Genomic DNA, 22,266 nt, shown 5'->3' with positions numbered 1-22,266 from the left:
ATTCGTTGACAGTTTACCGCCTCCGCCCTCAGGTCCAGCCCGAAACCTGCCGGAGGGGCCGTGATGCGGATCGATCGCAACTTCATCAACAACCAGTTTCTGACCTCGGATGGCGAGGAACTGATCTCGGTGGTCAATCCGGCGACGGGGGCGCAGATCGCCCATGTCACCGCCGCCACCGCCGCCGAAGCCCGCGCCGGGGTCGATGCCGCCGCCCATGCGCAGCGCGGCTGGCGCAGGCTGACCAGCATCGAACGCGCGGGCCATCTGCGCGCCCTCGCCGACATGCTGGAGGCACGACGCGCCAGGATCGGCGAGGTTCTGGCGCTGGAATCGGGCAAAAGTCTTGAAGATGCCACCGCCGAAGTCTTCTATGCCGCCGAACTGACCCGCTATCACGCCGAATGGGCGCGCCGGATCGAAGGCGAAATCCTGCCCTCCGACAGCCCGGACGAGACGCTGCTTCTGCAGCGCGAACCGATTGGCGTGGTCGTGGCGCTGATCCCGTTCAATTTCCCGATCTATACGCTGATGCGGAAAATCGCGCCCGCGCTGATTACCGGCAATACGGTGGTGGCGCGGCCTTCGAACAATACCCCCGGATCGGCGCTGGAACTGGCGCGTGCGGTGCGTGACTGCGGCTTTCCGGAAGGCGCCATCAATATCCTCGCCATGACCCACCAGATTGCGCAGACCGTCTGCACCCATCCGAAAGTCGGGATGATCACGCTGACCGGCAGCGTTGGCGCGGGCCGCAAGGTGCTGGAATACAGTCAGGTGAACATCGCCAAATCCTCGCTGGAACTGGGCGGCAAGACCCCCGCGATCATCGAGGCCGATGCCGATCTGGAAAAAGCTGCCGCCGCCATTGTCGCCTCGCGCACCACGCATTGCGGCCAGCTCTGCACGGCGGTGGAACGGGTCTATGTGCAGGAGAGCGTGCATGACCGCTTTGTGGATCTGCTGCGCGGGCATATGGCGGCGCGGGATTTTGGCGACCGGATGCGCCAGCCTTCGGCCATGGGGCCGCTGATCAACGCCAATTCCCGGCTGAACATTCACCAGATGGTGCAGCGCGCCATTGATGACGGCGCCAAGCTGGAAACCGGCGGGTTCATTCCCGAAGGCCCGGGCTGGTTCTATCCGGCGACCCTGCTGACGCAGTGCCGTCAGGATATGGAAATCGTTCAGGAAGAAGTGTTCGGCCCGGTCCTGCCGGTGCTTGGCTATGCCACCACCGCCGATGCGCTGGAGATGGCGAATGACCATCAGTTCGGCCTGTCCTCGGTGATCTATACCGAAAATTACCGCACCGCGATGCAGGTGGCCAACAACATCGAAGCGGGCGAAGTCTATGTCAACCGCACGCCCGCAGATCCCTATCAGGGATATCACGCGGGCTGGAAACGCTCGGGGCTGGGGGGGGATGACGGCAAGCATGGCATGCTGGATTTCACCCAGACCCGCCTTGTGATCCAGAGCTGGTGAGAGGGAGATCAGCATGAAACTCGTATCCTGCGAAACCTATATCGTCGCGGTGCCGCCGCCCCATATCGGCGGCATGTACTGGATTTTTGTCAGCCTGCGCACCGAAGACGGAATCGAGGGCGTGGGCGAGGTCTATGCCGCGACCTTCCACCCGAAAGTCATGGTGCCCGCGATCGAGGACGTGTTCGAGCGTCTGCTGAAGGGCGAGGATCCGCACCACGTCGAGAAATTCTTCCGCCGCGCCTATTCCAGCGGATTCACCCAGCGCCCGGATCTGACCATGATGGGAATCGTGTCGGGGCTGGAAATGGCCTGCTGGGACATCATCGGCAAGGCGGCGGGCAAGCCGGTCTATGAGCTGATCGGCGGCAAGGTGCATGACCGGCTGCGGTGCTACAGCTATCTTTATCCCAAGAACGCCCGCGGCGAGCATGATTACAACAATCTCGACCTCAGCATCGACTGCGCGCTGGACTACATGGAACAGGGCTTCACCGCGCTGAAATTCGACCCCGCCGGGCCCTATACGGCTTATTCCGGGCACCAGCTGTCGCTGGAGGATATGGAGCGGTCCGAAACCTTCTGCCGGCGGATCCGCGAGGCGGTGGGCAACCGCTGCGATCTGCTGTTCGGCACCCATGGCCAGATGACCGTGTCGGGGGCGATCCGGCTGGCGCGGCGGCTTGAAGCCTATGACCCGCTCTGGTTCGAAGAGCCGGTGCCGCCGGGCCAGAGCGAGGCCATGGGCCGCGTTGCCGATCACACCACGATTCCGATTGCGGCGGGGGAACGGCTGACCACGAAATATGAATTCCACGATCTGCTGCGCCACAATGGCGCGTCGATCCTGCAGATGAATCTGGGCCGCGTCGGCGGCATTCTGGAGGGCAAGAAGGTCGCGGCGCTGGCAGAGGTGCATTATGCGCAGATCGCGCCGCATCTTTACAACGGGCCGGTCGGTGCTGCGGCCAGCGTGCAACTGGCCACCGCCACGCCGAATTTCCTGATTCAGGAAAGCATCCGCCGCTGGGACGGCTTCCATGCCGAGGTGCTGGAGGAGGGGCTGACATGGCAGGATGGCTGGATCATTCCCTCTGACCGACCCGGGCTTGGCATCACCCTGAACAAGGAGGTGATCGCGGCCCATTCGCCCTATACCGACAAAAAGCTGCATCTTGCGATGTGGGACACGCCGCATGATTTCAAGGCGCAGTCCGATACCTCGTGGAAAGAGCCGCCCGAAAAGGCCTGAGCATGGATTACGACTACATCATCGTCGGGGCCGGATCCGCCGGATCCCTGCTTGCCGCGCGGCTGAGCGAGGATCCGGCAACCCGCGTCCTGCTGCTGGAAGCGGGCGGATCGGACCGGTCTTTCTGGTTCGACATGCCCGCAGGCTATGCGCGCAATTACTTCAACCCCGAAACCAACTGGATGTATTCCTCTGAACCGGAGCCGGAAATGGCGGGGCGGCGCATATACGCGCCGCGCGGCAAGGTGCAGGGCGGGTCCGGGTCCATCAATGCGATGATCTGGGTGCGCGGACAGCGCCGCGATTTTGACGACTGGGCGGCGGCGGGCAATCCGGGCTGGGGCTTTGACGACGTGCTGCCATGGTTCCGCAGGCTGGAACACCACCCGGCGGGCAATACCGACTGGCATTCGGCGGAGGGCCCGGTCGGCATCACCCCGATGAAGGGCAAGACCCATCCGATCTGCGACCGGTTTCTGGCCGCCGCGCGCGAATTGCAGCTGCCGGTCTTCGATGATTTCAACGGCGCGCAGTTCGAAGGTGCCGGGATATACGAGACCAATATCGCGGCGGGCAAGCGGCAGTCCAGCTCCAAGACCTATCTGACCCCGGCTTTGTCCCGCGCCAATCTGACCCTGCGCCTGAAGGTCGAGGTCACCCGGCTGGTGATCGACGACAGCGGACAGGTGACTGGCGTGGAACTCCGCTCGTCTGACGGGGTCGAAACCCTTACGGCGCGGCGCGAGGTGATCCTGTCGGCGGGGGCCATCGGGTCGCCCAAGATCCTGATGCTGTCGGGCATTGGCGATCCGGATGATCTGGCCGCGCAGGGCATTGCGGTGCGCGCGGCGCTGCCTGCGGCCGGCGCCAATCTGCAGGACCATCTTTGTGCCAGCTTCTATTACCGCTCCAGCGTGCCGACGCTGAATGACGAATTGCGCCCGTGGTGGGGCAAGCTCTGGGCCGGGATGCGCTATGTCCTGACCCGCAGCGGGCCGCTGGCGCTGAGCGTCAATCAGGCGGGGGGCTTTTTCCGCACCGACTCCGCCGAGGGAGTGCCGAACATCCAGCTTTATTTCAATCCGATGTCCTATCGCATTCCGGCCAATCCCAAGGCGCGGCTGGAGCCGGAGCCCTATCCGGGCTTCCTGCTGGCCTTCAATTCCTGCCGTCCGGACAGCCGGGGGCGGGTGACGCTGGCCTCTGCCGATCCGGCTGCCGCGCCGCTGATCCGCCCCAACTATCTGGCGACGGAGCGCGACCGGCGCGAGGTGATCGAGGCGAGCCGCCTGATCCGCCGGTTCATGCAGGCCCCGGCGCTGCGGGCAGTCACGGTGGAGGAGGTGACGCCCGGCCCCGGCTGCGAGAGCGACGCGCAACTGCTGTCGCATCTGCGCGAGCAGGGCGGGTCGATCTATCACCTGTGCGGCACCTGCCGGATGGGACCGGATGCGGCGGACTCGGTGGTGGATGCCGAACTGCGCGTGCATGGCCTGCGCGGGCTGCGGGTGGTTGATGCCTCGGTCTTTCCCAACATCACCTCCGGCAATATCAACGCGCCGGTCATGATGGTGGCCGAACGCGCCAGCGCGCTGATCCGGGGCGGCGCCGCCCTGCGGTAAGGCCGGGCGCAGGGCGGACCGCCCTGCGCCGCCTCAGGGCTCGTCCCTGCCGAAGCGCCGCGCGGCGGCAGGCAGGGCGGCGACGATCAGGAACACCCGCAGCACGTGATGGGCCGCGACCATGGCGGGATCGATCATCAGCGCCAGCGCCACCACGCCCAGTTCCGGCGCCCCGCCGGGCAGATAGGCCAGAAACAGCGGCGCCACCTCCTCGCCGGTCAGCGGCACCAGCAGCATGGCGCCTGCCAGCGATCCGACCGCAAGGGCTGCGCCCACCAGCGCTGCCAGCCCGCCATCGCGGGCGATCTGGCGCGGGGTATATTGCGCGAACCGCGCGCCCACGCCCGACCCGATCACCACCTGCGCCAGCACCGACAGCAGCGGCGGCACATGCACCGTCACCAGCCCGGTGGCATGCAGAAGCGCCGAGGCCAGCAGCGGCAGCATCAGCATGCCGGAGGGAAAGCGCAGGTGTTTCGCCGCAAACCAGCTGGCGAGGGCCGCCAGCGCCAGCAGCCCGTGCCGCAGCGGGTCCAGCTGTTCGGCGCCGTGGAACATCGTGCTGTTGGCATCGGCAAGGTCGATCCCGGACAGGCCTTGGATGACCAGCGGCGCCGAGACCAGCAGCACCACCAGCCGCGCGGTATGGCAGAGCACCACGCGGTTGGTTTCCGCCCCGGCCTCCTCGGCAAGCATGGTGACCACCGACAGCCCGCCGGGGATCGCGGCGAACAGGGCCGTCTGCCGGGACATGTTGCCCCAGCGGCGGAACACGCCATAGGCCAGCAGGAAAAAGCCAAGCGACAGCAGCGACATGGCGATCAGGCTCAGCACCCAGCTGCCCGACCGCGCCACCACGTCCTGCGTGAAGCCGGTGCCAAGCATGGTGCCGATGGCGACCATGGCGAAGCTGCGCCACGAGGGCGGCAGCTTGGGCCGGAACCGGGTGGCCTGCGTGACCAGCGCCGAGGCGGCAAGGCTGCCCAGCACCCATGGCAGCGGCAGGTTCAGCGCAAAGAAGACCGCGCCGCCGCTGGCACCCATGGCGATGGTGGCAAGCCCCCGCAGGACGCCCGGGGGCAGCAGGCTCATGCGCCCGTCCGGCGCTGCCGGTGCCGCCGCAGCGATTTCAGCAGCGGCGCCCCGACCAGCACGAGGATCATCACCACAAAAAGCCCCATCGCGATCGGCCGCTCCATCAGATAGGCGAAGGGCCTGCCCCCCGAGATCTGCAAGGTCCGCACCAGTTCCCCTTCCATCATCCGTCCCAGCAGCAGGCCGATCACCGTGGCCGCCACCGGATAGTCATTGCGCCGCATCAGCCAGCCCAGCCCCGCAAAGGCCGCCACGGTGAGCGGCCCGGCGATGGTGCCGGTGATGCCATAGCCGCCCCATGCGCACATGGCCAGAACGCTGGGCACCAGATAGGCGAGCGGCACGCGCACCACCATCCCCAGCACCCGCAGCATCAGCAGCCCGATCACCGCCAGCAGCACGACCTGCCCCAGATTGCCGAGGATGATCGAATAGACGATGTCGGTCTGGTTGCGGATGAAGGACGGCCCGCCGATGATGTTGTGGAACGAGAACGCCGCCAGCAGCACCGCCGTGGCGGCGCCCCCCGGGATCCCCAGCGCCAGCAGCGCCGTCATCGACCCGCCTTCGGAGCTGCTATTGGCGGATTCCGCCGCGATCACCCCGTCCGGGGCGCCCTTGCCAAAGATCTCGGGCGTCTTGGAGGTGCGCTTGGCCTCGCCATAAGAGACGAGATTGGCCACCGAGGATCCCACGCCCGGGATCGCGCCGATCACCGCGCCGATCAGGCTGCCCCGGATCAGCACGCCGGGATGGCGGAAGGTCTCGGCGACCCCGCGCAGGATCTTGGGCAGCGAGATGTCGCGCTGGGTTTCGTCCTGCACCAGATAGCTGCCGCCGCGCAGGCGCAGCAGTTCGGAGGCGGCGAAGATGCCGATCATGGCGGGGACCACCGAAATCCCGTCCAGCAGATGCGGATTGCCCACCGTGGTGCGCATGACGCCGGTGGTCGACATGCCGATCTGGCTGAGCATCAGCCCGAACGCGCCCGCCATCAGGCCCTTGGGCAGGCTGCTGTCGTTCAGCGTGGCGATCAGCGTCAGACCCCACAGCACCACGACCACCATTTCCATCGGGCCGATCTTCAGCACGAAGGCGGCCAGCGGGCCGATCAGCAGCAGCAGCAGGATGTAGCCGACAAAGGCACCGACCACCGAGGCGGCGAGCCCCAGCCCCAGCGCCTCGTTATGCTTGCCCTGCCGCGCCATGGGATAGCCGTCAAAGGCGGTGGCGATGGAGGAGGAGGATCCAGGGATGTTCATCAGGATCGCCGTGACCCCGCCGCCATAGGCGCCGCCGGTGAAGATCGAGGTCAGGAACAGCATGGCCTGCAGGAAATCCATGCCGAAGGTCACCGGCAGGAACACCGCCATGGCCATGGAGATCTGCAGGCCCGGGATGGAGCCGAAGATCAGGCCGATCAGCAGGCCGGGAATGACCCAGAGCCACGGGTCGATGCTGCTGAACAGCAGGCCCATGGCCTGCGAAAACGCGAAGGTGTCGATCATGTCACAGAACCAGCGTCAGCATCGGATAGGGGAAAAGCGCGCCGAAGGTCTTGACCAGCAGCAGCGTGAAGAGCGCGGCAAAAAGCGGCGGCTGCCAGAGCCCCTTGCCCCCGCTCATCACCACGCCCGCCCAGACGAAGGCAAAGGTCGCCACGTCAAAGCCCACATGGGTCAGCGCGTAGCAGAACACCGCAAACCCGGCGAGCAGCAGCAGATCGCCCCAGACCGAGGTGGTCTCGCCCGGTTCGGGGGCGGGACGGCGCAGGGCATTGACGATCAGCGCCACCGCCAGCAGCAGCATCGCGGCCCCGACGGGGGCGATCACCACAAGGTTGTTCAGCTTGGCCGACGCCTGAACCGCGCTCCAGCCGATATAGCCGGAAAGAGCCAGAATGATGCCGAGCAGGGCGGCATGGGTGGCGGGTAACCTCGCGCTCATCGCGGTCTCCTCCCGTGGGTTTGGCTGGAAAGGCGGGAGCCGAAGCTCCCGCCGTGGCATCACTCGTCGCCTTCGTAGCGCTTCAGGATGTCGAAGTTCGAGGTGATGATCTCGGACGTGCGCTCAGGGCCAAGCCATTCTGCGCCGATGTCCTGCGCCTCCAGCGAGGCGACAAATTCCGGATCCTCCAGCACGGCCTGATAGGCGTCGACCATCTTCTGGAAGCCTTCCGGGTTCTCTTCCTTGAAGGCGGCATGGGCGGCCAGCCCGCGCATGGATCCGGCCAGAACCGGCACGGCTTCGTGTCCGTCCTGTTCCAGTGCGGCGTTCAGCGTGGGCGCGTCCCAGTCCTTGCTCGCGTTGTCTGCGGCCAGCGCCAGAGGCCGGATGTATTCGGCGATCGACAGCGTGCCATCGGCGGCCAGCACGGTCATGTCGACCTGCCCGCCCGCCACGGCGGTGCGCGCCGCACCCCCCGATTCATAGGTCACGACGCTGACCGCCGAAGGGTCGAGCCCATAGGCTTCGAGCGCGAGTTCAAGGTTGATCGCGCCGGTGGAGCCGGGCACCACCGAGACGCGCAGCGCGCCCGGGTTTTCCTTGGCCGCCGCCATGAATTCCGCCAGCGTGGTATAGGGCGTTTCGGCATTCACGGCGAAAAGGTCGTAGTCGTTCCACTGGCCGTTGATGAAGGCAAAATCCTCCAGCGTGTAATCGGCATCGAACCGCAGCATCGCGTTGGCGATGTAGGGGTGGATGGAGGTGGCAAGGAAGTAGCTGCCATCGCTGGGCATCTGGGTGAAGTAGGTATGCCCCACATGCCCGCCGCCGCCTTCCTGATTGATGACCGAAATCGGCACGCCCAGCTCTTCCTGCATGCGCTGCGCCAGCGCGCGGGCGGTGCGGTCGGCGGACCCGCCCGGCCCAAGCGCCACGACGAAGGTCAGCTTCTGCGGCGGCCAGTCGGTCTGTGCGGTGGCGGCCAGCGGCGTCAGCGCTGTGGCCAGCGTCAGGCCCAGTGCGGCGGTGGTGAAGTGGCGTCTTTGCATGGTCATGGTTCCTCCCAAGTGATCAAGCCGATTGATTGTAGTGCAATCTGATGGTCCTCAGTGTTAACGCTTTGCCTGTTTTTCTGTCAACCCTCCGCTACTACTTGACAAACTAACGGATATAATTGATTTTTTCGCCAATCTGGTAGAGTCTGCCACAAAATCACTGTCTGTATGGGTGGTAAATTGTCAACAAAATCCGAAGAATCGCGGGGGCCGGTGCCCGAGCGCCTCGCCACCGAACTGCGGGGGGACATTCTGGGCGGGCGGCTGCAGCCCGGCGCCCGGCTGGGAGAGGTGGCTTTGGCGGAGCGGTTCGAGGTCAGCCGTGGCCCGGTGCGCGCCGCGCTGAACCTGCTCAGCGAAACCGGCCTTGTGACGATTGTCCCCAATAGCGGCGCCCGCGTCCGCGTCATGAGCCGCGCCGATGCCCGCGCGCTTTATGAGGTGCGCGCGGCGCTGGAAAGCGAAGCCGCCATGCTCGCCGCCGCCAAGGCGGAGGCCGGCACCGCGCGGCGCTTTCGCGTGCTGCTGGACCAGCACGCGCAGGAGGTCGGCGCGCATCCGCAGGGCGCCTATCTGCAGGGGGCCGGGGATCGCGATTTCCATATGGTGACCGCGCAGATGGCCGCGAACCCGATCATCCTGCGCTATCTGACCCGCGAGCTTTATCCGCAGCTGTCGCTGCTGCGGGTCAAGCATCGCAACGTGACCGGGCGCGGCGCCAAGGCGCTGCGCGAGCATGAACGCATCGCCGCCGCCATCGCCGACGGGGATTCCGAAGTGGCGGGGCTGCTGATGCGCCGCCACATCCGCAACAGCTGGATCGCGCTCGAGGCGCAGCTTTCCGAGGCAGAGAAGGATACCGAATGACCCAGACCCGCATTCCCGCCGTGTTCATGCGTGGCGGCACCTCCAAGGCGCTGGTGCTCAAGCGCGCGGACCTGCCCAAGGATGAAACGCTCTGGCCGCAGATCTTTGCCGCCATGCTGGGCAGCCCCGATCCCAACCTGCGCCAGCTCAACGGCATGGGCGGCGGCATCTCCTCGCTCAGCAAGATCTGCGTCATCGGTCCCGCCACCCGCGACGATGCCGATATCGACTACACCTTCGCGCAGGTCGGCGTGGTCGATGACACCGTCGATTTCAGCGGCAATTGCGGCAACATGAGTTCCGCCATGGGCCCCTTTGCCTATGACGAGGGGCTGGTGGACGGCCCGCGCGACGGCGAGGCGGTGGTGCGCATCCACAACACCAATTCCGGCAAGGTCATCGTCGCCCGCTTCCCGGTGGCGCAGGGCGAGGCGGCGGTGACGGGCGAGGTCGAGATCCCCGGCGTCACCGGAACCGGCGCCCCGGTGGCGCTGGATTTCCTTGATCCCGGCAACACGTTCGGGCGCGGCACCCTGCCCAGTGGCGCAGGCTCGGATGTGCTGGTGCTGGCGGACGGGCGGCAGGTTCAGGTCACGATGATCGATGCCGCCGTGCCTGCCGTCTTTGTCAGCGCCGCCGATGTGGGCGGCGATACCGGCGCGCATCCCGCCGCGATTGATGCCGATGCCGCGCTGATGGCCCGTCTGGAAGAGATCCGGCAGCTTGCCTCGGTGCGGATGGGGCTGACCGACAGCCCGCAGGCGGCGGCGAAACGCATCGCCACGCCCAAGGTGGCCATGGTCGGCCCGCCCGCCGCCTATGCCGACCTGACCGGGGCGACCCATGCGGCAGAGGCGCAGGATCTGCAGATCCGCATGATCTCTGCGGGGCAGGCGCATCGCGCGGTGCCGGTCACCGGCGCGCTGGCGCTGTCCTGCGCTGCGGTCGTCGAGGGCTCGGTGGTGGCGGCCTGTCTGGCCCCCGGGGCCGATCCGCTGGCGCTCCGCATCGGCACGCCAAGCGGCATCGTCGGCACCGGTGCGCTGCGCGATCCGGCCTCTGGCACGATCACCGCCGCGCGCATCCTGCGCACCCAGCGGCGCCTGATGGAAGGCCGGGTGCTTGTGCCCGCCCCTGCGACCCTTTCCCCCACTGAAACTGCCTGACGAAAGAGACCCTTCATGCTGAACCACGAGATCAACCGCGCCTTCAAGCACCGCATCCTCAGCGGCAGGCCCGTGCTTATGCCGGGTGCCGCCAACGCGCTGGCGGCCCGGATCATCGAGGACCAGGGCTTCGAGGCGGTCTATCTGTCGGGCGCGGGGCTGACCAACACCTATCTTGGCCTGCCCGATCTGGGCTTTGTCGGCCTGAACGAGATCGCGCAGCACACCGCGACGATCCGCGACGCGACCGAGCTTCCCATCGTGGTGGATGCGGACAATGGCTTCGGCAACGCGCTGAACGTGCGCCACACCATCCGCACGCTGGAACGCGCCGGGGCCAGCGCCGTGCAGCTGGAGGACCAGAAGACCCCCAAGCGCTGCGGGCATTTCTCCGGCAAGGAGGTGGTGCCGCTGGCCGAGGCGCGGACCCGCATCCGCGCCGCCGTCGACGCGCGGCAGGACGAGAACACGCTGATCGTGGCGCGCACCGATGCCCGCGCCACCGACGGCTATACCGAGGCGCTGGACCGCGCCGCCGCCTTTGTCGAGGAAGGCGCCGACATCACCTTTGTAGAGGCGCCGCAGTCGGTGGAAGAACTGCGCGGCATTCCCGCCGCGCTGAAGGGCACGCCGCAGCTGGTCAACCTTGTGGTCGGGGGGCGGACCCCGATCCTCGGGCTGGACGAGCTGGGCGAGATGGGTTTCTCGCTGGTGCTTTACGCCAATGTCGCGCTGCAGTCGGCGGTCTATGGCATGCAGGCGGCGCTGGGGCAGCTCAGGGCCGAGGGCCGCATGGACGAAGGCGGCCCGGTGGCGAGCTTTGCCGAACGCCAGCGTCTGGTCGGCAAGGATCTTTTTGACACGCTGGAAAAGCGCTACGCGGTCTGACCGCCCCCGCCGGATAAGAACGCCGTGCAGGTCGCCCCGGGCCTAGACTGGCCTAGCGCGCTTGCCCGGCGATGCGCCCGGCAAGCGCTGCGGCGAAGGGCAGCAGCAATGCGGCGGCGGCGGGCAGGATCGCCGCGCCGAAAACCCCGTGCAGCGTCAGCCCGGCGGCAGGCCCCACGATCCATGCAAGCCCGGTCGCGGCGGAAAGCTGGCCTGCGGCCTGTCCCTGCGCCCGTGCCTCCAGCGACACCTGCGCCTGCAGGCTGGGGGTCAGCAGCCCCAGCCCGAAAGACAGGGTGCTGACCGCCGCGATGGTGCCCGCCACCCCCGGCGCCAAGGCCAGTGCCAGCATCCCCGCCCCCGCCACCAGCGTGCCCGCCAGCGCGGTTGTTGCAGGCCCCAGCCCGGCCCGCGCCGCCAGACGGATGCCGCCCAGCGTTGCGATGGTGGCCACCAGCCCGGCAAAGGCGCCGCTGCGCACCGTCTCGCTGACCGACAGGGCACCGCGTGCCTGCAGCAGGACCGGCAGCAGCGCATGGGCCATGGCCAGACCCGTCATCGCCAGCGCCGCGCAGATCACCAGACCGGAGGGCGCCGCCCGCAGCGTCCGCGCTGGCACCGTAGTTGGCGGGGGGGCCGCGTGGCGCGGGTGCGGGGCCAGCAGCACGCAGAGCCCGCCCAGTGCCGCCACCACAAAAAGCGGCGCGATGGGTCCGGCCAGCGGGATCAGCGGCAGCGCCAGTGCCGCCCCCGCCAGCGATCCCAGCGTAAAGGCGGTGCCCGGCAGCGACATGGCGCGGGTGCGGGTGGCGGGATCGGTGTCTGCCGCAAGATGGCTTACCGCCGCGGGCAGCGCGGCGCTGGCCACGCCGCCATAGAGCATCCGCGCCGCCGCCAGCGCCAGAAACAGCGCCACGCCCATGACATGCCCGGCCTGCGCCGCCCAGAGCAGCAGCGCCAGCAGCAGAAAGGACAGCGCGCCCCCCGCCACGCCAATGCGGAAGACGCGGGCGGCGCCGATGCGGTCGGCCCGCGCGCCCCAGACCGGCGCCGTCAGCGGCACCATCAGCGCCCCCAGCGACAGGACCAGCCCGGCCTTGGCCTCGGTCAGGCCCACATCCAGCGCGACCGGCACCAGCACCGGCAGCAGCACCGCATTGCCGAAGGACAGGCTCGCCAGTCCCGCCCCCAGCACCATCCGGTCAGAGCAGAGCCGCCTCATTCCGGCAGCACCATCGGGCCGCGCCCGTCCGGCAGCGGAATGACGGTGAGCGGGCAGCCATAAAGCGCCTCCAGGCTGGTCCCGGTCACCACCTCTTCTGGCGTGCCGTCGAACAGCACCTGCCCCGCGCGGATCCCCACCACCCGGTCGGCAAAGCGGCAGGCAAGGTTGATGTCATGCAGGACCATGACCACGGTCTGCCCGCTGTCCTGATTAAGCGCGCGCACCAGCCGCAGCACCTCGATCTGATAGGGCAGGTCCAGAAAGGTGGTGGGCTCGTCCAGCAGCAGCACCGGCGTGTCCTGCGCCAGCGTCATGGCGATGAAGGCGCGCTGCCGCTGCCCGCCAGACAGGGTGGCGGCGCGGCGCGCGGCAAGCGCGGTCAGCCCGGTGCGGTCCAGCGCGCGGTCGACCACGGCGCGGTCGGTGGCGGTCATCGGACGGAAGCTGCCCAGATGGGGGGTGCGCCCACGCTCCACCAGCCCGCGCACGGTGATGCCTTCGGGCAGGATCGGGCTTTGCGGCAGAAAAGCCAGCGCGCGGGCAATCTCGCGCCGCGACATCTGCGGCAGGGGCGTGCCGTTCAGGCTGACGCCGCCGCTGTCGGGGCTCACCAGCCCCGCCATGGCGCGCAGCGTCGTGGATTTGCCCGATCCGTTCGGCCCGATCAGCGCGGTGACCCGCCCGGGCGCGATGTCGAGCGCGATGCCGTCAAGGATCGCCCGCCCGGAAAGGTCAAGCCGCAGGTCGGAAAGGATCAGGGCCATCAGCCACGCTCCCGTGTCGTGAGGATCAGAACCAGCATCGCCGGGCCGCCGACCAGTGCGGTGTAAAGCCCGGCAGGCAGGCTGCCGCCAAAGACCGTGGCGCGCGCGGCCAGATCCGCCGCCAGCGCCAGCAGCGCCCCCAGCAGGGCCGCCTGCGGCAGCACCGGCCCGCCTTGGCGCAGCAGCGCCCGCGCCAGCGGCCCCGCCAGCAGCGCCACGAAAGGCAGGGGCCCGGTCAGCGCCACGGCGAAAGAGACCAGCATCGCCGCCAGACCCGCCGCCCCCAGCCGCAGCCCGCCCGGGGCCAGCCCCTGCGCCCGCGCCATGTCATCGCCCATGTCCATGCGCGCCAGCCCGAAGGACAGCCCGCCCGCCAGCGCGCCGCCCGCCATGACCACCAGCGCCGCCATCGCCACGGCGCCCCAATGCGCGCTGGCAAAGCTGCCGGTCAGGAACCGCGCCGTCTCTCCGGCCTGCAGTCCGGGCGCCAGCGACAGCAGCACGTCGGTCAGCGCCAGCAGGGTCAGGTTCACCGCCACGCCGATCATCACCAGCGCCTGCGGCGGCAACCCGCCGCGCGCCGCAAGCCCGAGGATCAGCGCGGCGCTTGCCAGCCCGCCCGCGAGCGCTGCAGGCAGCACCAGCCCCAGCCCGCCGGTGACCGCGATGCTGGCCGCCACCGCCGCCGCCGCCCCGCCGCCAAAGCCCACCACATCCGGCGTGGCGAGCGGATTGCGCAGCACCGTCTGCAGCAGCGTGCCGGACAGGCCCAGCATCGCCCCCACCAGTGCGGCCAGCAGCACGCGCGGCAGGCGGATATGCAGCAGGATCGCGGCGCCAGTGGCGTCGCGCCCCGGCGCGCCGCCCGCCAGCAGCAGCAGCGCGGCCAGCAGCAGCCCCCCCAGCGCAAGGGCCATGGTGACGGTGCGCGCGCGGCTCATGCCTGCAGCCGCCGCGTCATCTGCCAGATCACCAGCGGCCCGCCGATCAGCGCGGCGCTAAGCCCGATGGGGATCGACAGGCCCGGGATCGCCACCCGCCCCCCCACATCGGCGGCCAGCACCAGCGCCGCACCCAGCAGGGCGGCGCGGAAGGTCAGCAGGCCGGTGCGCGCCTCGCCGCGCCCGCGGGCCAGCTGCGGCGCGATCAGCCCGACAAAGACCAGCGGCCCGGCAAGGATCACAGCCCCCGCCGACAGAAGCGCCCCCGCCCCCAGCGACAGCGCGCGCGCCAGCAGAATGGAGGTGCCAAGCGCGCGGGCGGCCTCGTCACCCATGGCCATGGCATCCAGCTTCTGGGCTGCGGCGGCGGCCAGCGCCGCGCCCGGCAGCACCAGCAGCGCCCCCGCCGCCAGCGTCGGTGCGTCCACGGCGGCCACCGATCCCACGATCCAGCCGCGCCATGCGTCAAAGGCGAAGGGATCAAGCAGGATCATGCCGCGCAGCACCGCCGTGGCCATGCCCGCCAGCGCCGCGCCGCCAAGGATCAGGCCGATCCCGGTGTCGAGCCGCAGCCCCAGCGCAAGGATCAGCCCGGACACCACCGCCGCCCCCGCCGCCGCAGGCGCGATCAGCCCCAGCCCCGACACCGCCCCGCCCAGCCAGAGCGTGCCGATGATCCCCAGCGCCGCGCCCGCATTCACCCCCAGCAGGCCGGGTTCGGCGAGCGGATTGCGCGTCAGGCTCTGGATCACCGCCCCCGCCGCCCCCAGCGCGCCCCCGGCCAGCAGCGCCGCCAGCGTGCGCGGCAGGCGCATCTGCGTCAGCAGGATGGTCTGGCTGTCGGCGGGATCGACCTGCCCCAGCGTGGCCAGCGCGCCGGGCGGCAGCACGCCGCCCGCCCCCACCAGCAGCGAGACGAGGCCAAGGCACAGCAGTGCCACCAGCGGAAGGCCGGTGCGGATCACGGCGCCAGCCCCGCCGCGCGGGCCGATGGCACGGGTGTGGCGGGGTCGCCATCCAGCGCGGGCGGAATTTCCTGTGCAAGCCAGTCCAGCGCATGACCCAGCGACAGCGCCGATCCATAGCTGAGCGCGGCGCTGATCTCGGGCGGGGCGACGAGTTCGCGCCCCTCTGCCGCCGCGCGCAGCGCCCCGCGCAGCGGATGGTCGCGCACAGCCCCCACGCCGCCGCCCAGATCGAGCCAGATCAGCAGATCCGCGTCAAGCGGGACCGTCACCTCGGGGTCAAGCTCGGCGTAAAAGCTGCCATGGTCGATGCGCCGCGCCGCCTGCGGCACCTCGAAGCCAAGTCGCGACAGCAGCCGCATCCGCGGATCGCGCGGGAACAGCAGCATGGGTCCGTCGGGCATCGCCATGGCCGCCGTCCGCCCCTGCCAGTCCGGGCGCGCCACCTCGGCCAGACGGGCGTCAAGCCCGGCGATCACCTCTGTCGCGCGCGCCTCGCGCCCGCTGGCCCGGCCGAAAACCTCGATCATGCTGCGCCAGTCATGGCCAAAATCCGCCACCCCCGCCTGCGGCGGCAGCACCGGGGCAAAGCGCGACAGGGTGCGATACTGCGCCTCGGTCAGGCCGGAATACATCGCCTCGATCAGATCGGGCTGAAGCCGCACGATGGCCTCCATGTCGATCTCGCCGCGCAGGGGCGTGCCGCCGGTGGCCAGCGGCGCCGCCCAAGGCCACAGGCCGCGGTCATCGCCGCCATACCAGACCCGGTAGGCGACCGGCTGCACCCCCAGCGCCAGCCAGCTGTCCGCGCCGTTATAGGACAGCGAGACAATTCGCTGCGGCGTGCCGTCGATGCGGGTCGTGCCCCAGCGATGGGCGATCTCCACCTGCGCGGAGGCGGTCAGGGGCGACAAAAGCGCCGCACAGACACAGAGAAAGACGCGCAGAATCTCGACACCCATCGTTGCGGAGGCTATTCCTGAGTGAAACACTACGGTCGTGGTGTCACTTCAAGGCAGGCGGGTCAAGAAGCCGCCAACCCAGCTGGTCCGATCGTCCAAACCTGCTTCAAGGTGATCTCTGCATGGGGTTCCATCCGCATATGTATGCCTCCGTGCGGGGCTTCGATCTTGTCGATCCGCTGTGCAATCTGGTCTTTGACCAGATGACGGTCGATCTGTGGCGGGTGGTCGCGCAGGAGGGGGCGCGGGGCCGCTATGTGTCCATGCATCCGCGCATCGTGCTGCTGCTGCAGGGGGCGACTCTGTGCCTGCGCCAGAAGGACGGGCCGGAACGCCGCGCCGCCGCCTGTTTCATCCCCGCCGGGGTCGAGCTTTGGGGCCGGGTGGAGGCGCCCGGCGAGATGGCGCATGTGGACATCCACCTTGACCGCCGCGCGCTGCGGGGCCTGTCCGACCGGGCCGTGGCCCTGCCCGAGCCGATCCTGCTACCGGATCTGGGGCCGCTGGCGCCGCTGGCGGATCTGCTGGCGCGCGAATGCCGCGATCCGCATCGCGATCCGGGCCATGTGGAACGGCTGGCCCAGCTGATCCTGCTGGAGCTTCTGCACCACGCCGCCCCGCGCGCGCCGGATCCCGCGCCAGAGCGGCAGGGCTGGGTCGCGGGGGTCGAGGCGCATGTGCTGAACCATCTGCGCGAAAAGCTGTCGGTGGACCGGCTGGCGCAGGTGGCGGGCATGTCGCGCACCAGCTTCAACCGCCGCTTCCGCGAGGTTCTGGGCAAGGCGCCCTATCAGTGGGTGCTGGAAATGCGCTGCGCGCAGGCGCAGCGGCTGATGACCAAGGGCCTGTCGCTGGCCGAGGTCGCGGATCTGTGCGGGTTTTCCGATCAGGCGCATTTCAACCGCGTCTTCAAATCGGTGACGGGCCAGACCCCCAACCTTTGGATGATCGGACCAGAGGCCGGGGCGCGCGGGTCGAATATCCAAGACAGCATATCCTGATAGTTTTTATCAGGTGCTATGACGGGCGGCCCTCGGGGCTGATGACTCGCGACCGACCACCAGAATAATAAAGGGACGCCGATGGCTTCGCAAAGTATGAAATGCCTCACGCTGACCGCCACGGCGCTGCTGCTGTGCGGCACCGCCCAGCCCGTGCTGGCGCAGGGGATGGATCTTGGCACGCTGGTGCTGGACACGTTCGAGGATGGCAATACCGAAGTCACCGCCGAGGACACCAATCCCGGCACCGCCACCGGCACCAAGGTTCCGGTGCGGCTGACCGAGGTGCCGCAGGCCGTGGCCGTGCTGGGCCGTGACGAGATCGAGGCCTTTGGCGCCAACCGCGCCTCGGAGGCGCTGCGCTATACCGCTGGCGTGCAGACCGATGTCTTTGGCGATGACAACGATTACGACTGGCTGCAGATCCGCGGCTTTGCGGCGGACCAGACCGGCACCTATATCGACAACGCGCAGAACCTGTCTTTTGCCTTCGGCTCCTTCTACATCGATCCCTATACGCTGCAGCGGATCGAGGTGCTGCGCGGCGCCTCTTCGGCGCTTTATGGCGGCTCCAATCCCGGCGGGCTCGTCAACTATGTCTCCAAGCGGCCCGGCGGGCATGTGGGCGAGGTCACGCTGGGCGCCAATGACGCGGGCGCGGGCTGGATCGAATTCGACCGCGGCGAGGATCTGGCAGAGGGCCGCGCGTGGCGTCTGACCGGACGGCTGGAGGCGGGCGACAAGTATGATGACCTGAACGAAGGCATCCGCGGCACGCTGGCGCCCTCGTTCAAGTTCACCACGCAGGGCGGCACCGAGATCACCTTCCTTGGCAATTTCCACCGCGCCAGCGAAAAGCACAATGGGTCGACCTTCCTGCCCTATTTCGGCACGGTAGAGAAGACCGACGAATTCGGCTATATCGACCCCGATGCCAATTTCTCGGACGGCGACTGGGACAGCTACGAACGCAAGCAGGCCACCGTGTCCGCCATCGCGGAGCATGAATTCGCCAATGGCTTCACCTTCACCGGCATCGGTCGGCTGGGCTATGCCGATCTGGAGGAAAGCTACTATTATCCCTATGGCTATGCGGGCTTCGCGACAGAGCCGCAGGACGATCAGGGCACGCTGGCGCTGATCCCGTTCCACCACGAGACCCTGACCAAGACCGCGCAGTTCGACGCGCGCTATTATGGCTCGGTCGTGGCGGGCGGGGCCACCCATGACCTGCTCTTCGGCATGGACGCGCGGCGCTATGTCATCGACGAGATCCAGCAGTCCGGCAGCGGCAGCAACACCGTGGTCAATCCCACCGAACCCGGCGACACGCCGGTGCTGGGCACACCCTATGAGGACGGGATTTCCACGCAGAACCAGATCGGGATTTATGTGCAGGACCAGATCCGCTTCGGCGGCGGGTTCATCGGCACGCTGAACCTGCGCCGCGACTGGGTGCGCACCGAACGCTCCGGCACCGGCGCCTTTGACCGGGACGATGCCGAAACCTCGGGCCGCGCCGCCCTCGCCTATGAGTTTGCCAATGGCGTGACGCCCTATCTGATCTATTCGACCTTCTTCAATCCGATCATCGTCGCCCCCGCCGACGGCATCACCGAACCGGAAAGCGGCGACCAGTGGGAGGTGGGCGTGAAATGGGCCCCCGAAGGCGGGCGCTTCCACCTTGCTGCCGCCGCATTCCAGATCGACCGCAACAACTACCAGACCGGCACGTACCCGAATTACGACCAGCTGGGCGAGGTGCGCTCCACCGGGGTGGAGATCGAGGGCGGCTATGCCTTCGACAACGGCTTCAGCCTGCGCGGTCAGGCGACATGGACCGATCTGGAGATCCGCGAGGACAGCAACGAAGATCTGGTCGGCAAGTCCCCGACGCTGACCCCGGATTTTCAGGCGGCCTTGGCGGGCACCTATGATTTCGGCAACGGGCTGAGCCTTGGCGCCGGGCTGCGCTATACCGGGGAAAGCTACGCCAACGCGGACAACTCGCGGAAGGTGGATGATTTCCTGCTGGTGGACATGACCGCCGCCTATGAATTCGGCGATGGCTACGAGGCCCGGCTGGGCGTCACCAATGTCGGCGACAAACGCCATGTCACCGGCTGCAAGGATCTTTACGTCTGCTCCTATGGCAGCGGGCGCGAGATCTCCGTCGCCGTCACCAAGCAGTTCTGACCCAGCGCCGGGAGGATCCATGTTCCGCGCCACCTTTCCCGAAGCCGCCCCCGTGCCGCCGCAGGATCTGACCGCGCCGTGCCCGGGCAACCTGTCGCGCGCGCGGGTGGTCTCGGTCACGCGCCTGTCGCCCAGCTACAGCCGCGTGACGGTGGCAGGGCCGGATCTGGCGCGCTTCGCCAGCGGCGGGCTGCATTTCCGCCTGCTGCTCGGCCCCGAAGGTGCGGGCTGGCCGCAGGCCGGGGCGGGCGGTGCGCTGCACTGGCCGGGCGGCGCCAAGGCGTGGCACCGCCCGGTCTATACCTGCCGCAGCCTCACCGGGACCGAAACCGGAGCCGGGGCAGAGCTGAGCTTTGACGTGTTCCGCCATGACGGCGGGCGGATCACCGCATGGTGCGACCGCCTGACCCCCGGCGCGGAGGTGGCGCTGACCGGCCCCGGCGGTGGCGGCCTGCCGCCCGCGCGCGGCTGGGTCGGGCTGGTGGGGGACGAAACCGCCCTGCCGGTGATGGCGCGGATCCTTGCCGCCCTGCCCCCGGCCACGCGCGGCCATGCGGTGCTGTTCGTGCCAGAGCCTGCCGACCGGCAGGACATCCCCCATCCGCCGGGGGTCAGGCTGGACTGGGTGCTGCGGGGCCAGAGCGGGGACAGCCCGCTTGACCGGCTTGCCACGCTGGCATGGCCCGATGCCGACCGCTACGTGGTCTTTGCCGGAGAACAGGCGCAGGCCGTTCAGGCCCGGGCATGGCTGCCCCGGCAGGGTCTGGGCAAGGCGGAGTTCGTCTCCGCCGCCTACTGGACCGCCGCCTGACCGCCCCGCGCGGCTCCGCCGTGGGACGGTCAGGAAAATCGCGGCCTGCGGCGCTGTCCCGCGCGGAGCCCTCTTGCCAAATCGCTCCGCGCCTCGCATGGGCTGGGCATGAAACCGCAAACCGCTCCTCTCGCGGCGCCTTTGGCCGCGCCCCAGCCTGACCGCCCCCTGCTGGGGGCGCTGCTGATGCTGGGCTTCTGCGCCACGGCGCCGCTGATCGACGTCGGCTCCAAGCTTGCGACGCGCAGCCTGCCCGTGGCGGAAATCACCGTGGCGCGCTTTGTGGTGCAGGGCGTGCTGATGCTGGCTCTGGCGCTGGTGCTGCGCATCCGCCTGCGCCTGACGCGGCGCGAACTGCTGCTGACCGTGGCCCGCGCGGCGCTGTCGCTGATCGCCACCATCGGCTTTGTCGGCGCCATGGTGCGCATGCCGATCGCCGATGCGCTGGCCATCGCGCAGATCGAGCCCTTCATCCTGATGTTTCTGGGCTGGGCGCTGCTGTCGGAAAGCGTGGGGCCGCGGCGCATCCTTGCCTCTGTCGTGGGGTTTGCCGGGGCGCTGCTGGTGGTGCAGCCCGGCCTTGCCACCTATGGCATCGCCGCCGTGCTGCCGCTGGTCACGGCGGTGTCCTTTGCCGGATACATGCTGGTCACGCGCCAGCTGCGCAGCCTTGCTCCGGTGGCGCAGCAGGCCACCACGGCCATGGCCGCCGTGGTGATCGGCCTGCCCTTCCTGTGGATCCTGCCCGACAGTCTGGGCGGTGGCGCGGTCTGGCCGGAAGGTGCGGCATGGCTTTATCTGGGCGGCATGGGGATGGCGGCGACTCTGGCGCATATCTTCCTGACCTATGCGCTGCGGCTGGCGCCTTCGGCCCTGATCGCGCCGCTGGGATATGTGGAGCTTGCCTCGGCCACCCTGCTGGGCTGGCTGGTCTTCGGGGATTTCCCGGCCCCCATGGTCTGGGCGGGGATCGCGCTGATCGTGGCTTCGGGGCTTTATCTCATCCATCGCGAACAGCTGGCGCATCGCCGCCCGCAGGGTCCGGCCAGCCCGCCGCTCTGACCCCGATCCGCCGCTAGGCGCCCGGCCCGCAGTCGCGGGCCAGCCGGTCAAGAAAGGCGTCGATGCGGGTGGCGCGGACGGCGCGGGGATTGAGCAGCGCCACGACATCGGCATCGGGCAGCGCCCAGTCCGGCAGCAGGCGGATCAGGCGGCCCGCCTGAAGATCGGGTGCCACGCTCCATTCCGAGCGTTCGATGACGCCATGCCCCTCCAGCGCCCAGATCCGCAGCACCTCGCCATCGTTGCAGGCAAAGGCGGGGCGGAGGCGCAGCCGGGTTTCGCGCCCGTCGCTGCGTGTCAGCCGCCACAGGCTTGCATCCGCGCGGTCCTCGCGGATCACGCCAACCCGATGCGCCGCGATCTCCTCCGGCTGCTCCGGCCTGCCGTGCCGGTCCAGATAGCCGGGGGCCGCCACCAGAAAGCGCCGGTTCGGCGCCAGCACCCGCTGGATGATCCCCAGATCGGGCAGCCGTCCGACATGCACCAGCACGTCCCAGAGACCGGTCCGCATCGCGCCCAAGGGATCCTCGCTGAGCCTCAGGTCGCAGCGCAGGGCGGGATGTTCCGCCGCAAAGCGCATCAGCACCGGCGCGACATGCAGGCGCCCGTAGCCGAAGGGCGCGATGACGTTGAGCGGCCCTTCGATCCGGCCCGCGCGCGCGGTCATCTCGTCTGACAGCGTCTCGAGCTCGGCGAGGATCTCGCGGGCGCGCGCCACCAGATGCGCGCCCTCCGCCGTCAGGCGCAGCGGGCCGCGCCCGCGATCGACCAGCCGCAGATGCAGCCGCGCCTCGATCTGGGCCAGACGCTGCGACACGGCGGGCGGGGACACGTTCAGCCCGCGCGCCGCCCCGGCAAGGCTGGACGCGCCGGCAAGGCTGACAAGAAAGCGCAGATCGGCGAGGTCGAACATTAAGCCTGAGCTTAATCCAGGATTGCCCAAGGGTGAATGGGCACTG

20 protein-coding genes are annotated in these 22,266 nt (G+C 68.7%); 10 read left to right on the top strand and 10 right to left on the bottom strand.

The window, feature by feature from the left end:
- Positions 1 to 63 precede the first annotated feature (63 nt).
- Genes aldA through BLR51_RS17880 form a run of 3 tightly spaced genes read left to right on the top strand, consistent with a single transcriptional unit; the run spans position 64 to position 4,362 of the window.
- Positions 64 to 1,488, top strand: coding sequence for an aldehyde dehydrogenase (gene aldA / locus BLR51_RS17890; RefSeq protein ID WP_089849550.1), 1,425 nt, complete (start codon positions 64 to 66; stop codon positions 1,486 to 1,488).
- Between the two features lie 13 nt (positions 1,489 to 1,501).
- Positions 1,502 to 2,740: a mandelate racemase/muconate lactonizing enzyme family protein gene (locus BLR51_RS17885; RefSeq protein WP_089849548.1), complete on the top strand. Its 1,239-nt coding sequence runs from the start codon at positions 1,502 to 1,504 to the stop codon at positions 2,738 to 2,740.
- Positions 2,741 to 2,742: 2 nt separating this feature from the next.
- On the top strand, positions 2,743 to 4,362 hold the full coding sequence (locus BLR51_RS17880) for a GMC family oxidoreductase (RefSeq protein ID WP_089849546.1): 1,620 nt from the start codon (positions 2,743 to 2,745) through the stop codon (positions 4,360 to 4,362).
- Positions 4,363 to 4,395: 33 nt separating this feature from the next.
- Here the strand turns inward: BLR51_RS17880 and BLR51_RS17875 are convergent, their stop codons facing one another.
- From BLR51_RS17875 to BLR51_RS17860, 4 genes are read right to left on the bottom strand one after another with little or no spacing between them, the layout of a single operon-like run.
- Entirely contained in the window at positions 4,396 to 5,454 is a 1,059-nt protein-coding gene (locus BLR51_RS17875) for an AbrB family protein (protein WP_089849544.1), read from the bottom strand.
- Positions 5,451 to 6,965, bottom strand: coding sequence for a tripartite tricarboxylate transporter permease (locus tag BLR51_RS17870; protein ID WP_089849542.1), 1,515 nt, complete (start codon positions 6,963 to 6,965; stop codon positions 5,451 to 5,453). Before BLR51_RS17870 ends, BLR51_RS17875 begins: the two co-directional genes overlap by 4 nt.
- Before the next feature lies 1 nt (position 6,966).
- On the bottom strand, positions 6,967 to 7,404 hold the full coding sequence (locus tag BLR51_RS17865; RefSeq protein ID WP_089849540.1) for a tripartite tricarboxylate transporter TctB family protein: 438 nt from the start codon (positions 7,402 to 7,404) through the stop codon (positions 6,967 to 6,969).
- Positions 7,405 to 7,463: 59 nt separating this feature from the next.
- Positions 7,464 to 8,459 carry a Bug family tripartite tricarboxylate transporter substrate binding protein gene (locus BLR51_RS17860; protein ID WP_089849538.1) on the bottom strand — a complete coding sequence of 332 codons (996 nt, stop codon included), beginning with the start codon at positions 8,457 to 8,459 and terminating at the stop codon, positions 7,464 to 7,466.
- Positions 8,460 to 8,672: 213 nt separating this feature from the next.
- Between BLR51_RS17860 and BLR51_RS17855 the strand changes: the two genes are divergently transcribed.
- Genes BLR51_RS17855 through BLR51_RS17845 form a run of 3 tightly spaced genes read left to right on the top strand, consistent with a single transcriptional unit; the run spans position 8,673 to position 11,380 of the window.
- Positions 8,673 to 9,326, top strand: coding sequence for a GntR family transcriptional regulator (locus tag BLR51_RS17855; RefSeq protein ID WP_242656773.1), 654 nt, complete (start codon positions 8,673 to 8,675; stop codon positions 9,324 to 9,326).
- Positions 9,323 to 10,492, top strand: a complete 1,170-nt coding sequence (locus BLR51_RS17850) for a 2-methylaconitate cis-trans isomerase PrpF family protein (RefSeq protein WP_089849534.1) — start codon at positions 9,323 to 9,325, stop codon at positions 10,490 to 10,492. The genes BLR51_RS17855 and BLR51_RS17850 overlap by 4 nt, the downstream gene beginning before the upstream one ends.
- 15 nt (positions 10,493 to 10,507) lie before the next feature.
- Positions 10,508 to 11,380: an isocitrate lyase/PEP mutase family protein gene (locus BLR51_RS17845; RefSeq protein WP_089849532.1), complete on the top strand. Its 873-nt coding sequence runs from the start codon at positions 10,508 to 10,510 to the stop codon at positions 11,378 to 11,380.
- A 52-nt stretch (positions 11,381 to 11,432) separates the two neighbouring features.
- On the opposite strand, the gene BLR51_RS17840 is transcribed toward BLR51_RS17845, so the two are convergent.
- The 5 genes from BLR51_RS17840 to BLR51_RS17820 are packed head-to-tail and all read right to left on the bottom strand — an operon-like array spanning position 11,433 to position 16,237.
- On the bottom strand, positions 11,433 to 12,602 hold the full coding sequence (locus BLR51_RS17840; protein ID WP_089849530.1) for an MFS transporter: 1,170 nt from the start codon (positions 12,600 to 12,602) through the stop codon (positions 11,433 to 11,435).
- On the bottom strand, positions 12,599 to 13,369 hold the full coding sequence (locus tag BLR51_RS17835; RefSeq protein ID WP_089849529.1) for an ABC transporter ATP-binding protein: 771 nt from the start codon (positions 13,367 to 13,369) through the stop codon (positions 12,599 to 12,601). The genes BLR51_RS17840 and BLR51_RS17835 overlap by 4 nt, the downstream gene beginning before the upstream one ends.
- A complete protein-coding gene (locus BLR51_RS17830) occupies positions 13,369 to 14,310 on the bottom strand; it encodes an iron chelate uptake ABC transporter family permease subunit (RefSeq protein ID WP_089849527.1) in 942 nt (313 codons plus the stop codon). The genes BLR51_RS17835 and BLR51_RS17830 overlap by 1 nt, the downstream gene beginning before the upstream one ends.
- Complete coding sequence (locus BLR51_RS17825) at positions 14,307 to 15,275, bottom strand: FecCD family ABC transporter permease (RefSeq protein WP_165616871.1); 969 nt, start codon at positions 15,273 to 15,275, stop codon at positions 14,307 to 14,309. The genes BLR51_RS17830 and BLR51_RS17825 overlap by 4 nt, the downstream gene beginning before the upstream one ends.
- Positions 15,272 to 16,237, bottom strand: a complete 966-nt coding sequence (locus tag BLR51_RS17820; protein ID WP_089849523.1) for an ABC transporter substrate-binding protein — start codon at positions 16,235 to 16,237, stop codon at positions 15,272 to 15,274. The genes BLR51_RS17825 and BLR51_RS17820 overlap by 4 nt, the downstream gene beginning before the upstream one ends.
- Positions 16,238 to 16,359: 122 nt before the next feature.
- On the opposite strand from BLR51_RS17820, the gene BLR51_RS17815 reads away from it, so the two are divergent.
- From BLR51_RS17815 to BLR51_RS17800, 4 genes are all read left to right on the top strand, one after another.
- On the top strand, positions 16,360 to 17,238 hold the full coding sequence (locus BLR51_RS17815; RefSeq protein ID WP_089849521.1) for a helix-turn-helix domain-containing protein: 879 nt from the start codon (positions 16,360 to 16,362) through the stop codon (positions 17,236 to 17,238).
- Between the two features lie 81 nt (positions 17,239 to 17,319).
- Complete coding sequence (locus tag BLR51_RS17810; RefSeq protein WP_089849519.1) at positions 17,320 to 19,434, top strand: TonB-dependent siderophore receptor; 2,115 nt, start codon at positions 17,320 to 17,322, stop codon at positions 19,432 to 19,434.
- 19 nt (positions 19,435 to 19,453) lie between these two features.
- The gene (locus BLR51_RS17805; protein WP_242656772.1) at positions 19,454 to 20,245 is read left to right on the top strand and encodes a siderophore-interacting protein; all 792 of its coding nucleotides are present in this window, start codon (positions 19,454 to 19,456) and stop codon (positions 20,243 to 20,245) included.
- 108 nt (positions 20,246 to 20,353) lie between these two features.
- Positions 20,354 to 21,307, top strand: a complete 954-nt coding sequence (locus tag BLR51_RS17800) for a DMT family transporter (RefSeq protein ID WP_089849515.1) — start codon at positions 20,354 to 20,356, stop codon at positions 21,305 to 21,307.
- A 13-nt stretch (positions 21,308 to 21,320) separates the two neighbouring features.
- Here BLR51_RS17800 and BLR51_RS17795 read toward each other — a convergent pair whose 3' ends face one another.
- On the bottom strand, positions 21,321 to 22,220 hold the full coding sequence (locus BLR51_RS17795) for a LysR family transcriptional regulator (RefSeq protein WP_089849513.1): 900 nt from the start codon (positions 22,218 to 22,220) through the stop codon (positions 21,321 to 21,323).
- Between the last annotated feature and the right edge of the window lie 46 nt (positions 22,221 to 22,266).

It is taken from the genome of Salipiger marinus, from assembly GCF_900100085.1.
GTDB classification, from domain to species: domain Bacteria; phylum Pseudomonadota; class Alphaproteobacteria; order Rhodobacterales; family Rhodobacteraceae; genus Salipiger; species Salipiger marinus.
Note: the sequence above shows the minus strand (reverse complement) of the source record. Positions and strands in the feature narration are given on the sequence as shown.